Genomic DNA, 13,930 nt, shown 5'->3' on the forward strand with positions numbered 1-13,930 from the left:
TCCCTCGGTTCCAAGGCGTGCATGACGTCCCATACCCGCAATACCGCCAGTTCGTCCCATTCATCCATGGAAAGTGAGACCCACCATGCCCGCTGACATCTTTGCGTTCTGCAACCAGAAGGGCGGCGTGGGTAAGACCACCACCGTCTTTCACCTCGCCTACGCCGTTGCCCAAGCGGGGAAGCGAGCACTCGTTATCGACGTGGATCCGCAAGGCAACGCCAGCACAGTCCTGACCAGGACCGAGCTCGAGAGCGACGATGTCGGTGTTGCCGACGTACTCGCCGAGTCGTCGAACGCGACCATCGCCGATGCTGTTGTCCCCACCATCTGGCCTGGCGTAGACCTGGTACCCACGTCGCCGGGAAACGAGTCCCTGGCCTATGTCCGCGATCAATTGGTCGTCGCCGGTGCCGGCCGAGAGCGGCGGCTTCGCGACGCAATCGACGTCGTGCGAGGCGTCTACGACGTGGTCCTGATCGACTGCCCACCTAGCCTCGATCTGCTGACCATCAACGCCCTTGTGGCAGCGCGCGCCGCCGTCGTCGTGACTCAGTCCGCGCTGTTCTCAGCGAATGGACTCGCGCGGCTACTGCGCACCATCGACGCAGTCAAGCGCAGCTACAACCCGGACCTCGACATGCTCGGGGCGATCGTCAACCTTCACGAGATCGCGACAATCAGCGGTCGAGAACAACTGATCGAGATCGCCGCGAGCATCAACGTTCTCGGCGATGCCGTACCCAAACGTGTTGTCATCAAGGACTCGATGGAGGCCCAAACCAGCCTGATCGACTGGGGGACAACACAATCTCGCAGCCTGTCGACGATCTACCGCGACACACTTTCGCTGCTCACGAGGGGACACCTGTGATGGGCCGCCCCGAACGTATGAAGAGCGCACTCGCCGGGTCGAGCCCGGTCGACCCGCCGGAGCACACGCAGCACGCACCCGACACCGTTTCGGCGGCCGAGACCGGTGCGCAACCGTCACCGGACAACGCAAAACAGAAGCGTTCGTACTACCTCTACCAGTCCACCGTCGACGATCTTCTCAACGCAGCCGAAGCACTGTCCGCAACACCCGGCGCGCCGCGGGGCCCGTCGGATCTCGTCAATGCGGCGATCGAAGAGTATTTGGAGTTGTTGCGCCACAGATTCAACGACGGTGCGCCCTTCCCGCAACGAACCGGCCCTCTCGCACGAGGACCGAGAATCCGATGAGCCGATCACATTCAGCGGCAATCCCGTTGACAACGAAGCCGTCGGATGTCGTTGCGCTGCATCCAGCGATTTTGCAGTGGGCCCTGGCAACAGCCATTGCGTTGACAGTTGGCATCGCCGGGGCGTCCTTCTGGCTCAGTTTCGCTGTGTTGCGGGATCTCGCGGTGAGGGCTGGGATAGGTCCCGGCGAAGCGTGGGTGATTCCAGTCGTGTTGGACGGGGCGATCGTCTCGACAACCGTGACAGCCATAGCGCTGTCCAACCACACGGACAACCGCACGATCAAGGGCCGTCGCTTCGTCGTCACGATCTTGCGTGTTGCCGCATCGGCGTCGATTGCGGGTAACCCGTACCACGCAGTGTTGAGTGCGACCTTGCTTCCGGCCGTCGTCTCGGCGGGTATTGCCACCATCGCACCTATTGCGCTCCTTGCGATGACCGAAGTGCTGGCCGTCATACTTCGTGCGCCTCGCGGAGCCGTCAGAGTGGAATTCGCTCCAAGTGCTGCCACAGCGGAGCGGGACTGGACAGACACCGACTTCAGCCACGAAGGCCCCAGCCCAAGCCGGGATCACTCAGAGGGCGAAGACGGCACGTGGGGAGAACACGTCGACACGGCGGACTCGCCTCGACTGCAAGTAGACGACCTCACACCGGAAGTTGCGGAAACAGCGCGGCTCCGACACGCACACCGCGAATGGTCGTGGGCACGAATCGGTAAAGAAACGGACGGCTCCGTTGCATCGACCGCGATGCGCCGATATCGGAAGTGGGAAGAAGTCACCGCGGGGATCCGCGAGGGCCACCCGGATGGGCAAGCCGAATTCGATGACACGCCAGCCAGCGAGCGTGACCGCATGTCCGCAGAATAGAAGGGCTGCCGCGATATCGAGCTTTGTTGCTCTCCGTCGCTCCCGCGCAATCGCCCCAGGCTGTCGATGGCTGGGAGGTGGTCGCCTCGGGTGGCTCAGTCTGCGTCGAAACGTGTGCTGCCCCGGGACCACCTCCGGCGGTCTCCGGATAGAGCTCCGCTGCGCTTCGCACTGCGAAAGAACAATTTCCTTCGCACATCTGGCTCCGGTCGAGCATGCAACACCCTGACCCGTCTTACCTAATCCTGACTCCGCCTTGCTCCGGCCCGATGGGCTCCGAAAACTTTTCAAAGCGCCTGCGGCTGAAAACTTTCCGGATCAGGGCCAGGACGCCGGTCCAGTGCGCCGCCTTCTCTTCTTCGAGCCAGATGACGGCAAAAGAAATTGGCAGAGCGAAAGGGCCGGGGGAGCCGGTCCCGCAACAGAAAGAGAGCCCGACATGCCGCAGAGTACTTCCAGCACAGGACGACGGACCACCGCCGCACACAACGCCCGAACCACCGGAATTGTCACCCACACAACCGTCCTGGTCACAGGACCCCAACAGGCCACTATCACCGCCACCTCCGCAGCAACCGACGAAGCGCAGATGATCGTCGCACTAGGTCACGTCATGATGACCTTCCGCAGCGCCGAAACAGTATCCGCAGTCATCACCGGATTTGCCACCGTCCGGGCCGCACTTGCCGGAGCCGATGGACAAGCCCCCCACCCCGCCCAACCAGGCGCAGAATTCGGGGCCGCTGCGATCTCCGTCTTGTGGCTCGACAGCCCCGAACACACAGCAGTGCCGCACCACCGCTACAGCTCCGAACAACGTCGCACCATCCACTGGGTAGACCTGCACATGGGACCTGTCACGTGGCGCATCACCGACCGCATCGGGTACGACACCCTGATGGCCGAACTCCGACGCGTTCACCGTGCTGCCGTCGGAGTATTTCTCGACGGCAGCCGCTACCGTCGCGACCCCGCCAAACTCCTCGATGTCTTCGACGACGTCTAGTACCACACGTTCGGCCCCAACCCCGGGGCCGAACGTCGTTTATCCACAGGCTGACTCGACACCACAGTTATCCACACCCTCGCCTGACCGCCTCCGCAGCGAACGCTTTGTTACGGACCTCGTGTGACGCTCGATTAGAAGCAGCTGGCCGGCACGAGCGACGAGGAACCAAACGATGATCACCTGGACCGTCACCACACACCCCGAGGACAACCCCGAAATTCTTACCGCAACCGGAGCAGAACCCAATCTCCAAGGTGCGAAACGCGCCGCCGCCGATGCCGTCCGTGTCGCCCTCCTCGACGCACGCGAGCACGCATCGTCCGACAACGGAACGCCGCCGTCCTACCTCGTCACACTCGACGGAACCTGTGCCCTCATCATCGGACTCGGAAGCTGCAGGCCCGAGAACTACAACGCCGTCCTCGACAGCCTCGAGCAGTTCGACGGCACCGCACCACCGAACCTTCTCTACATCTGACCCACACCTCCGCAATGACGACCAACGCGGCATAACCAAGCACAGCGCCACCGGAGTACCGAATCCAGTTCTCCCGCAACAGACCCGCAAAGAGAAACGAGGCGAACAGATGACCCCGTTGAGAGCAGTCGAACCCACCGACGACGATCACGCTGATCTGACGGACCATCCGGAGACGGCATCGGAAGCACTGGTCATCTGCGCACTGATGTGGTTGCAGGACACCGACGAGGCCGCCCGCATTGCAGCGTCATTGCAGGCCAACGATTTCCACGATCCCGTTTATCGCGAGCTGTATGGCATCGTGCAGGGGCTGATCATCGACAACCTCCCACACGACCCCGCGAGTGTTCTGGGCGTTCTTGTCCGGTCAGGTGCCAGTGGACACCGCGGTGCACGGCTGCGTCGAACACTGACCGACGTCACCGCAGCGAACGCATGCGGAGCATCGGCAACCGACTACGCCGGCATGGTCCTGTCGGAAAGTTACCGACGCAGCTTCTTCGAGGCAGGGATCAGAATTCAGCAGATCGCCGAGGAAGCGCCGGAAGAATACTAATCTGGATCCCGTGCTGTTCTGAGTCATGAATATCCAGCTCAAAGCGTAAAAGGCATCTCAGTCACAGGGTCGTCAGTAAGGGGATTTGGTTCAGTCCACGACACAGGCCAGTCTTATGGCAGATACGTTCCTAGCCACTTGATATTTCGCTCCGCGCTCCGACCGGATGTCCGTCATTTCAGGGGACACCCAGCAGGTGCGCCTGTCGTTGTTAGTCCGGCGGTGTCGTGGCCGGGCTTGCTTGCTTTTGTCGCGACGATGATGTGTCGGGTCTCGGTCAGAGCGAGCAGGTAGTTGTGTTGATGACGGTGTTCGAGGCCATGTCGAAGGCCCCTGTGGTGGGCGGCTCCGTCGGCGTTCACTCCAGGTGGCGGCCTCCTCACGGAGATGCATATGTGCAACCCGAGCAGGGACGCGGTGAAGGATCGGTACCATGCGGTCATGCGATCAGGGAGCGCGATCCTCAGCCGGATGACTGTGGTGTTCGTCTTGCTGTCCCTTGGCCTGGTTTTGGTCGTTGCGATACCGCAACCGGTCGAGGTGGCCGTGGCTGTGGCGGTCGCCCTCTCGGTTGCCTTGCTCGCTGCCGCATTCCTTCGCCCAGACCTGCTCGCGTTGCCACTTGTCGCGGGCAGTGGGCCTCCTGCCGATGAGCGTCGCCTGCGCGGATCGTTCCGCCGTCAGACTCATCCCGCCACTGCCGGTCGTCCCATGCCCCGAGCACCCGGCCCTCTCGCGGAGGCGCAGCCGACCTGATTCGGCCATCGTGCGTCTCCGCACCGACGACACCGTTGAATTCTCGGATCGTAGGAGAGAGACCTCATGTTGCACCTGTCCGGCATCACCCGTGCCCACGGGGAGTTCACCGTCTTTCGGCGCGTCGACCTCACCGCTCGCCCTGGCTCTGCATGTGCCGTGGTCGGAGTCAATGGCTCCGGAAAATCGACGTTGCTCCGCTGCGCCGTCGGCGCCGACTACGTCGACGAGGGGCGCGTGCTCTTCGACGGCATCGACCTCGACGAGAGTGACCCCGCCGCCCGCACGGCGATCTCAGCCGTCATCGACGACGGCGGAGTGTTCCCTCATCTGTCGGTGCGCGAGCATCTGTTGCTGATCGCCACTGCACACGCTGTCGGCGACGCGGAGGCTGTCGTGACGTCGGCACTCGAGGGCCTCTCCCTGACTCCCGCGGCCGATCAGCTGCCGGTCACGCTCTCCAGCGGGCAGCGCCGGCGGTTGATGCTGGCGTCGGCCTTCGTGCGGCCCCGCCGCGTTCTCGTCTTGGACGAGCCGGAGCAGCACCTCGACGCCGCCGGTCGCGAGTGGTTGATACGCACGCTGGTCGCCGAGAAGGACGCAGGTGTGGCGGTGCTGTTCGTTTCCCACGACGCGGTGCTCGTCGACACGGTGGCCGACGTCGTCGTCGATGCGGACGCGTGGCGATGACCACCGACGAGATGAGCTCAGCCGAACTGCACCGAGAACTCCGCCGACGCCGTGTCGATACCGAAAGCACGGTCGAGCGGATGTCGATCTGGGGTGGGGGCGTGGCTTCGATGACGGCGATCGCGCTGTGGGTGCTGTCCGGACGCGCGACGGGATTGACCGTGGCTCCTCCGGTGCTGTCGGCGTCGTCGGCGACCGGCGTCGGGTTGGTCGTCGCGGCGGCCGCACTTCATGGTGTGCGCATCGTCGGCCCGGTCGGCACCGACGCTGCCACGACGCACTGGCTGATCTCCGCGCCGCTCGATCGTGGAGCGCTGCTGCGCGGCCGGGCTCTGGCGTGGAGTGGCGCATTCGTCGTACTTGGGGTCGTGGTCGCCCGCGTGCTGGCGTTGGTCGCAGGTGGCACCCTCTGGTGGCCGCTCGCCGTCGTCGGGGCCGCCGCTGGTGCGCTGGTGGTCGCCCTGGCGCTGTTGGGTCAGCAGTCCCGCAGGTGGTCCTCCGCGCTGCCTGTGGTCGAGTTCGGAACCGTGTTTCTCGCGGCTGCTGCGGCGGTCACACCGCCTGCTCCCGTCGTAGTGTCCGCGGCCGTCCTCTCCGTCGCGGCCGTCGCCGCATGGGCGACAGCGGTGTCGCGCCTCGGGAGGATCCGCCGGGTATCGCTGACGTCGGGGTCGGATCTGTTGGCAGCCGGGTGGGTGGGAGTGTCCTTTTTCGACGTCGGGTTCCTCGTGTCAGCGCTCGAGTCCAGAGCTCTTCGACGTCGTGGGGCGGTGCGCTCGCGCAGCCGCGGCTGGGTGTCGACCCGCCCGGCGGGTGCCCTGGTGTGGTCCGATGTGGTGCGACACCGCCGGAACGTAATGATGCCGTCGGTCCTGGCTGTCGGATCAGGTCTCGTTGTCGTCGGCTCTGCGGTGCTGACGCCGTACTGGGCTGGTGTCCTGGGTCTTGTCGTGGGCTACGTGGCGACGTCGGCGGCCAGTATCGGTCTTCGAGACGTCATGTCGGACAGGGCGATACGGTTCGCTCTCGCTCTGCCGGACCGGATGGTGACCGGCGCGTTCCTCGTGGTGCCTTCGCTCGCGGCGCTGACCGTGGCGGTCGCGGTGGGGGTAACGGTGTCGTGGTGGTCGGGCCTGGTCGTCGGGTTGACGACTCTGATGGCTGCCGTCCGTTCCCGCACTGCCCCGCCTCGTGTCTACGACGGCCTGGCCGTGGTGACGATGTTCGGCATGGTGCCGGTGGACATGATCCGGCAGTTGCTCCGGGGTCCGGGCCTACTGCTCGTCGGGGCGGTCCTCCTGCTGCTGTGACGGGACTCGCCCATCAGGTCCGGATGCGGCCCCCAGGCCGAAAATCGCCACACTCGGTGAGAAGAATCATCCGTCGTTGCATGCTGTGCATGTGGCGGATCGCAGGTCAAATCCCGCAAGCTGCGTCACACCGAATGAGAACCCACTGACGTCAGGCAAAAAGGAGGGGACGACCATCGGTACTACTACTACTGGTGGCCGCCGGCTCTTTCTGAAGCCCTTACGTGTCGTTGAAGTGGTGCGACCTCGCGACCCCTGACTCGGCTCAGTCTGCAGATAGTGGCCTGGCAAACCGTCGACTGAAGGTCAGTCGTACGACTTTGAACCACCATCGGTTTTGTGCCGCCCCCAGTATGAGGTGATTTTCGGGGGCGTTTCGTGCCCCTACGTTGCCGGCTCGTATCGAGGTGTGGGCGCATTTCGGCGCAGCGTGAGGTTCTCGCCGTGTGCCGCGGCGAGCGCTGTGTGTAGTCGGGTGATTTCGGCTTTGGCTTCGCGCAGTTGGCGGGTGAGGCTGAGGACGATCGTGCTCTGCGTATCCGGTTCGATCGGGGTGTTCGGTGCCGGTTGGTCCCGGGTCCGTAAGCGAATGATCTTCTCGCGTAGTTCGGTGTTGCGGTAAAGGAAGTCGAGGCTGACGTTGCCCTCGCGTGACACTTTCCGGAAGTTCACCGCTTCACCACGTTTACTCAGTGCGGCAATAGCTTTCGTTGCTCTTTCGACTGCGGCGGTCGTGCGGGCCTCGGCAGAGCGGCGGAGCAATTGGCTGCGTTGTTCGGCGTCGAGGGTCATGGTCGATGTCCTTTCCTGCTGGGTCCCAGTGGTAGGTCCACCGGTGTCCGTGGCTGCGATGCTCGGCGGACCGCGTCCCGGCCACCGACGCCGGCTCCCTGCACCGTGGTCGATTCGTCACCGCCCGGGGAGGTGAGGTTGGCGATGATGAGGTTCAGTGCGGACACCTCGCTGCGCCGGGCGGTGAGCCACATGTTGTCGTCGGTCATCTGTTTGCCGGTTCGCTGAAAATGTTGTGCGCGTCGGGTTTCGACCAGATCCAGTGTCGAGTCCCGCTGGTCTTCGAGTTCGCTGAGGTAGGTGGCGTTGGTTGCGAATTCGCCGCAGGTCAGGCATGCGTTGCCCCGTTCGCAGGTTTTCGGACGCGGCAGCAGGCAGTAGCCGTTGGGCAGGATCCGGTCGGTGCGTTGATCGAGTTGCAGAACGTCGAGGAGCGCGTGTTGATCGATGTTGTGGTCACGCCCGTCGGTGCCGATCAACGTCAGCCGCAAGAATTCTTCCTCATGGGTGCGGGCCAACGTCTTTGCGTACCGCAGTGTCATCTCCGGTGAGACGTGCCCCAGATAGCGTTGCACGACGTGCAGTGGTGTGCCCGCGTTGAGCATCTGAGTGGCCTTGGTATGCCGCAACCGATGGGTGCGCTGGAAATCGACAGGGCGGCCGTGTTTGTCGCGAAGCTCGATCAACGCAGCAAGGTCAGTGAGTCGTTGACGGATGCCGCCGAGTGGACGCTGGCCCCGTTGGTTGCCCTTTCGGGCAAGAAAGAGATACTTCGGTTCCGCGCCATCGGTCAACGTCGGCAGGATAGTGTCGCGAACCCAGTCCTGTTGCTCGCGAATGATGTTCACCACGGCCTGCTCGACGGGGATCGTGTTCGGGGCTCCATCGATCTTGGTCTGCTGGTAGCGCAGCCGCGCCACGAAGAACTCCGCCATCCGGGTTTCGGGAGCAGAGTCCTGCACATCAGATTGCCGATCGGGTGTCGTCAGTAGAGGGCCCAGAGGGTCCGGATCGAGCATCAGGATTTCATTGACTCGGCGGCCGGTGAGGATCAGCAGCAGATAGGCGCGCATGACCTGCGGGTCGCCGAGCCCGAACACTGTCTTGTCCTGCCCATCGACGACGATGGTGCGACTCTCCGATACCGACAGGCCGATCAGATCCAGATGCGCGGCAACGCTACTGAGATCTTCGCCGTCGAGGTATTCGGGTGCGTCGTCGGAGCGCACAACCGAGATCGTTTCCCCTCGCGGCCACATCACGAGGTGGCGTTCGGTGAGCTCACGCCATCGCGGGTCGCCCAGGACGAATGCCGCTTCGTCGCGGTGTTCGACGAAGAACGCGTACATCGAGTTCACTGCGGTCTGGGTGAGGGAGATGGTCTTGTTGGACAAGGGCTGGCCTTTGTTGGGCCCGTTGGCCGCGCGGCGGGTGCGTAGCCAGCCGAGGAAGTCGTTTGCGAACGGACGCAGCATCGTCGCCGGGTCGGTGACCAGTACCGGACTGTCTATTCCGCGTTCGATCAGGAAGGGTCCGAGATGAGCGCACAACGAGGTTCGGTATCGACCGACGCTGCCCCACCGAATCCGGTCGGCGTTGAGAAGGGTTCCGAGCCACCATTGGCCTGCGGCACGAAGCCAGTCCGGTTCCACGGTCGACCAGTCGACGGTGGCGTGACCGCGCGGTTCGTGTCGGCGTGCTGGTATTCGGGGGTCGTGGAGGGGATCCCACAGCTCGGCCTGCCACCACGCCTGTTCGTGATAGGCGATGCCGACCGCGCGCCGGAGGCGGCGCATGATTTGCAGATGGTTTTGGCTGAACCGTGCGCCCGGAAGGCGTTGGTGGCGGGCGGTGAAGGCCGACCGGGCCTCGGTGATCCACGTGTCGAGGTCCAGGTCGAGGAATGATGTGATCGGTGGGTGGCCTCGCTGGACCCGCGAGGTGCTGATGTGGGCGATCGAATGCATCCACGTCGAGACCGCGGACGGCGAGACCCGTTCACCGGTGATATGCAGTGACCACAGCCACCAGATGAATTCGTGGCGGATCGGATCGGGAACATCGAGTGCGACATGTTGGTGGGTCCGGCTCGGGTAGTGGTAGATCACCTCGTTCCACGGCCAAGCCAGCATGTCGAGAGTCGTTCCGGGCCGGACATGTTCGGGAACGAGTTCCCAGAGATCGTGGTCGGTGACCCCGGCCTGTTTGTGTTCGGGCAGCGGCAATGCAGCAGACTTCATCGATTCTCCAGGTTTGTCGTATATCCCTGCTCGGTTGGTAGGTGCCATCCCTGCGCAAATGTCCGCCACTCGGCCACGCTGCGTAGCTCCGCCTCTTCGGTCACCCATCCGTACAGGTCCAGAGTGGTCTGGACCTGGGCGTGACCGAGTCGCCGCATGACGACATGCGCGGGGACCCCGCTCAGAAGTAGCGCCGTGGCGTGGGTATGCCGGAACCAGTGCGGAGTCCAACCGCTGGGGACGGCGCCGCCTACGCGGCGCTGCAGCCGCTCGACGACCCGGTAGACCCCGCTCGGTGTCATCGCCGCCAGCAACTGTCCGCCACCGGTATTGACCAACACGGGGTCGGTGTCGCGAAGCGGCAAACCATGACGGTCGGCTACATCGCCGACCTCGTAGAGGAAGTCACCGTAGATCCGCTCGAGGCGGTCGGAGACGAACACGCGCCGGCCCTTCATGTTCTTCACTCTGGCACCGTTGGGATTGTCGCCGCGGGGAACAACCTCGATATACGGTGTGCCGCCGCGTCCGACGATCCAGTCCTCGTGCCGCACACCCAACGCCTCCCCCAGACGAAGGCCTGTTTCGGCAAGTATCTCGAACAGTAGGCGGTCGCGCAGATTTCCCGCCCACGATCGGCTGATTGGATCGAATGTTGCTGCGCTGTCCAGGATTCGCTGCACATGTACCGGCAGGAACACCGGTGTCGGACCGGTGTGCCAGCGGCGGCGCGGGACGAGCGCGGCGGGTCGATCGCGCCGCCGGCTCTGCAGGTGCGTCAAGAACGATTGGAACTCCGGCTCGCGCCGCGCACGCCCCAATCGCGGTGCGACTGCGCCGCATTGGCGTTCTGACCATTCGTAGAACGAGGCCAGCGCCGCCAACCGCAGCGACACCGTTCGCGGCCCGCACGTCGTGGGCTTGACCCGGTGTTGGCGTGCGGTGGGCAGATCCCCGCCGGTGAGCCAGCCGATGAATCCGCTCAACGCGGTCAGGCCAGGATCGCGCCACTCGACCCCGTTCTGCTCGAGGTAGTGCCACCACAACGCGAGCCCACGTGAGTACGCTTTCACTGTGTTGGGGCTGAACGCGCACGCGACCCGAAGCCACTCCAGCCATTCCTCGACAGGGCCTACTACTGCGTGGTCGCGGTCGAGGACAGACCAGGTCACCCCGCCGTCCGGCAGTACCACCTTCTGCGTCCGAGCCATGACACCCACCTCCCGTACGGGTGTAGGCAACCATCAGCTCACGTGCAAACAAAGCCGACACGCCGACGCTCACATGACGTCGAAGACGCCTGGAGGTGGGGTGAGGATAAGAATTCCTCTTCGACCAGCTCGTCGAAATCGGAAGGGCGCAACGTGAAGCGACAAACCGCCTGAACGCCTTCCGCAGCGGTAGCACACTGTGACGGCGCGGGAAGAGACAGAGCCGGGCCGTGAGCGGCGTCGAGCTGCCCTCGCTTCTGTCCGGTTGGCCGCCGCAGACGTCGCACATCGAGATACGGACGAAGTTGAAAACCTCGCTGCCGGGCATGAGATAGATGAAGCCCTGGCCGCCGGCAACACACTGAACGAAGTTGCGCGGTCCATCTGTTACACCGAGGCAGTCGCCTCAGACCTTCTAAGCAAGTTCCAAGAGTTCCGCGACAGTCTCGCGGCGCGCAGCCAAATTCCCCTGTTCTGAGCAACTTTCCACGCACACCTCGCATTGCCGCTATGACTCGAAGAGGCCGAAGCCATGAATTTCATCCGCATCGACACCGACCGAGGGACCCTCTACGGGCCATCCTTCGCCGAGACGCTGACACACTTCTTCGGACAGAACCAGCACGTCGAGTGGGAATTCCACCAGCTCACCGCCGGATACTCTGATGGGCGGTGCACCGTGTCGACCGCGATCCGAGTGCATCACCGCGGACAGTGGATCGTCGCTGCTCGATCCTTCGGCTCCCGCACCGTCGACGCGATCCCCGACTGCGTAGTTCGCGTCGAATCGAATTTCGCCGCCGCACCGTTCGACGCACCTGCGTTACCTCGCTGGGTGTACGAGTGGGCGTATGACCTGCTGGTCTAATTCACGGTATAGGTCGACTGGTACAGATCGAAAGCGAAGAACTTCTCGAGTTCGTAGATGCAGAAATGCCGGAGTGCGACCAATAGTTTTCAGCGCGCGACGATCCCAAGAGGGTCACCCCGCAGAAGCGACTTCCCATTGTGAATGAGTCAGCGAACATCGCACCGAACGACGACCGGGTTTGTGTCGAAAGTTCGCACGCGGCTTCACGGTCTCTTGGTACGGGGTGGTCGTGTCGCTGGTCCTCGTCTCGTGGTGCGCTTCCGATCCACTGCATCGATGTCTTCGTTGATGGTTCGGCGAAGTTTCCTGAGGGTCAGTGCCGACAGCGGCAGGCTTGCTGCGAGTGCGATGAGAAGAACCAACACGAAGGGGATGTCGAGACTGGTCAGCGCGTCGACGGCCAAAAGCACTCCTGCGGCCACGCACACGAGGAGCAGGCGCACGACGTTGTAAGCCAGCACATGTAGGGCAAGCCGTCCTCGAGCAGTTGAGGGTGTGCGGATCAGTGGCATCTGCTGTCCTGTCGTGCGTCGTGGCTCATCGTGCTTTCCATTCAGGCCGGTAAGAGTGTCTGGCGTCATCGTCCGGTGCGGGACCGGGTTTCGGTGCCGATCTGTTTGAGGAAGTCGTTGTAAGCGTTCAGTTCGCTGTATCCGTCCTCTTCGGCTTGGCGATCCGCGACGGCCGATTCCTCTTTTTCGTCCCGGTTCCATTGAATGCAGAAGATGAGCACGACCAGTAGGGCGACCGGTTCGCCGTAGGACCACGCCAACGCTCCGGCGAGCTTCTGATCGGATACCGGATCGATGCCCCATTCCGGGGGTGGGAAGGCGAAGGTCGCCAGCATTGGGGTGCTCGACATCATCAAGATGACACCGAAGAACACGTGCAGCGGCATCTCGACGAACAGGTCGAACAACCGGCCCAGATTGCTCTGCCGAACGGGGAGGGGGCCGACGGCGAGCACAGGGATGATGAACAGCAGCCCGCTGGCGAAGAAGAAGATCTCCATCGATACGTGCCCGATGACTGTGATGGCGAGAACATCGAAGATCGACGACAGATACAGCCCGTAATAGCTGAAAAGGAACAACGGGATCGTCAGCCCGGGATGGAGAGCGATGCGTCCGGCGCGGCTACGCAACCCCGTCAGCGCCGCGATCAGTACCCACCTACCGGCTCCGTGATGCGCGGTGGCTCGCAGGAGAAGTCGTCCGGGCGAACCCACCACCAACAACGGTGGGATGGTCATCGACAACGTCAGATGCTGGAACATGAAGACGCTGAACAGGCTGTAGCCGTAGCGTTCGATCTGCAGTCCGGTCACCAGGACCAGCGCCGCGCAACCGAGCAGAAAACTCGCACTCCGCCACCGCGACCATGCGATACCTCGACCGCGGACCCGGTAGAGCCCCCAGCAGTACAGCCCGGCCATGACGACACCGGCGATCGGCAGGATCGGTAGGGGAGGAAGATCCCAGCTCAACAACGCTGCCAGCGTCGGCGGCCCTTCCGGGGGAGCAACGGCAGCGATGATCATCGGCACCCTGTCATTGCTTGTTCTTGCCTCGGATCACCAGGGTCAGGGCGATGGCACCGAGACCGAGCACAGCCAGGCCCACGATCGAGAGCAGCATCATGGTGTTCTGTTTCGGTGGCCGGTCTTCGCTGGCGGACGGATTGTTGGGATCGTAGGGCTGCGTTGCCGTGGTAGCAGGAGTCGGCGAGGTCGAGGTCGCACCGCTCTGCGACTGCTGTGCAGCGGCGTCCTGAGGGGTGGCGGTCGCCGCAACGTCGACGGAGAAACCGTACGATCCGGTGATCGGGTGCCCGTCCGCGGAGGTGACCCGGTAGCCGACGGTGTACTCCCCGTTGGGGAGTCCGTCCTCGAGCAGGACCGATACGTCGGGGCCCTCGA

The 13,930-nt window shown here is 63.5% G+C and carries 16 protein-coding genes; 10 read left to right on the forward strand and 6 right to left on the reverse strand.

The window, feature by feature from the left end; all coding sequences use genetic code 11:
• The first annotated feature begins 85 nt into the window (after positions 1-85).
• The 9 genes from J1M86_RS15730 (at position 86) to J1M86_RS15770 (ending at position 6,898) form a co-directional block, all read left to right on the forward strand.
• Positions 86-874: a ParA family protein gene (locus tag J1M86_RS15730; RefSeq protein ID WP_094650939.1), complete on the forward strand. Its 789-nt coding sequence runs from the start codon at positions 86-88 to the stop codon at positions 872-874.
• Positions 874-1,224: a hypothetical protein gene (locus J1M86_RS15735; RefSeq protein WP_094650938.1), complete on the forward strand. Its 351-nt coding sequence runs from the start codon at positions 874-876 to the stop codon at positions 1,222-1,224. The genes J1M86_RS15730 and J1M86_RS15735 overlap by 1 nt, the downstream gene beginning before the upstream one ends.
• The gene (locus J1M86_RS15740; RefSeq protein WP_094650937.1) at positions 1,221-2,096 is read left to right on the forward strand and encodes a DUF2637 domain-containing protein; all 876 of its coding nucleotides are present in this window, start codon (positions 1,221-1,223) and stop codon (positions 2,094-2,096) included. Before J1M86_RS15735 ends, J1M86_RS15740 begins: the two co-directional genes overlap by 4 nt.
• A gap of 439 nt (positions 2,097-2,535) precedes the next feature.
• Positions 2,536-3,102 carry a hypothetical protein gene (locus J1M86_RS15745; protein ID WP_094650936.1) on the forward strand — a complete coding sequence of 189 codons (567 nt, stop codon included), beginning with the start codon at positions 2,536-2,538 and terminating at the stop codon, positions 3,100-3,102.
• 175 nt (positions 3,103-3,277) lie between these two features.
• Complete coding sequence (locus tag J1M86_RS15750; protein WP_094650935.1) at positions 3,278-3,583, forward strand: hypothetical protein; 306 nt, start codon at positions 3,278-3,280, stop codon at positions 3,581-3,583.
• Between the two features lie 109 nt (positions 3,584-3,692).
• A complete protein-coding gene (locus J1M86_RS15755; RefSeq protein ID WP_241260137.1) occupies positions 3,693-4,142 on the forward strand; it encodes a DnaB-like helicase N-terminal domain-containing protein in 450 nt (149 codons plus the stop codon).
• 441 nt (positions 4,143-4,583) lie between these two features.
• Positions 4,584-4,898: a DUF6412 domain-containing protein gene (locus J1M86_RS15760; protein WP_182263467.1), complete on the forward strand. Its 315-nt coding sequence runs from the start codon at positions 4,584-4,586 to the stop codon at positions 4,896-4,898.
• A 66-nt stretch (positions 4,899-4,964) separates the two neighbouring features.
• Complete coding sequence (locus J1M86_RS15765; RefSeq protein WP_206510587.1) at positions 4,965-5,588, forward strand: ABC transporter ATP-binding protein; 624 nt, start codon at positions 4,965-4,967, stop codon at positions 5,586-5,588.
• Positions 5,585-6,898, forward strand: a complete 1,314-nt coding sequence (locus tag J1M86_RS15770; protein ID WP_206510588.1) for a DUF6297 family protein — start codon at positions 5,585-5,587, stop codon at positions 6,896-6,898. The genes J1M86_RS15765 and J1M86_RS15770 overlap by 4 nt, the downstream gene beginning before the upstream one ends.
• A gap of 384 nt (positions 6,899-7,282) precedes the next feature.
• On the opposite strand, the gene J1M86_RS15775 is transcribed toward J1M86_RS15770, so the two are convergent.
• The 3 genes from J1M86_RS15775 to J1M86_RS15785 are packed head-to-tail and all read right to left on the reverse strand — an operon-like array spanning position 7,283 to position 11,141.
• Positions 7,283-7,690: a DUF6262 family protein gene (locus tag J1M86_RS15775; protein ID WP_075840860.1), complete on the reverse strand. Its 408-nt coding sequence runs from the start codon at positions 7,688-7,690 to the stop codon at positions 7,283-7,285.
• Complete coding sequence (locus J1M86_RS15780) at positions 7,687-9,930, reverse strand: tyrosine-type recombinase/integrase (RefSeq protein ID WP_206510589.1); 2,244 nt, start codon at positions 9,928-9,930, stop codon at positions 7,687-7,689. The genes J1M86_RS15775 and J1M86_RS15780 overlap by 4 nt, the downstream gene beginning before the upstream one ends.
• Complete coding sequence (locus J1M86_RS15785) at positions 9,927-11,141, reverse strand: tyrosine-type recombinase/integrase (RefSeq protein ID WP_206510590.1); 1,215 nt, start codon at positions 11,139-11,141, stop codon at positions 9,927-9,929. Before J1M86_RS15785 ends, J1M86_RS15780 begins: the two co-directional genes overlap by 4 nt.
• A 532-nt stretch (positions 11,142-11,673) precedes the next feature.
• On the opposite strand from J1M86_RS15785, the gene J1M86_RS15790 reads away from it, so the two are divergent.
• The gene (locus J1M86_RS15790; protein WP_094650933.1) at positions 11,674-12,009 is read left to right on the forward strand and encodes a hypothetical protein; all 336 of its coding nucleotides are present in this window, start codon (positions 11,674-11,676) and stop codon (positions 12,007-12,009) included.
• Positions 12,010-12,215: 206 nt separating this feature from the next.
• Here the strand turns inward: J1M86_RS15790 and J1M86_RS15795 are convergent, their stop codons facing one another.
• The 3 genes from J1M86_RS15795 to J1M86_RS15805 all read right to left on the reverse strand — a co-directional run.
• The gene (locus J1M86_RS15795; RefSeq protein ID WP_170945175.1) at positions 12,216-12,524 is read right to left on the reverse strand and encodes a DUF4229 domain-containing protein; all 309 of its coding nucleotides are present in this window, start codon (positions 12,522-12,524) and stop codon (positions 12,216-12,218) included.
• A 65-nt stretch (positions 12,525-12,589) separates the two neighbouring features.
• Entirely contained in the window at positions 12,590-13,552 is a 963-nt protein-coding gene (locus J1M86_RS15800) for a cytochrome c oxidase assembly protein (protein ID WP_094650931.1), read from the reverse strand.
• Positions 13,553-13,562: 10 nt separating this feature from the next.
• The coding region (locus J1M86_RS15805) for a copper resistance protein CopC (protein ID WP_206510591.1) at positions 13,563-13,930 on the reverse strand (368 nt) is incomplete at its 5' end.

It is taken from the genome of Rhodococcus sp. KRD197 (genome assembly GCF_017168235.1).
Taxonomy (GTDB): Bacteria; Actinomycetota; Actinomycetes; order Mycobacteriales; family Mycobacteriaceae; genus Rhodococcoides.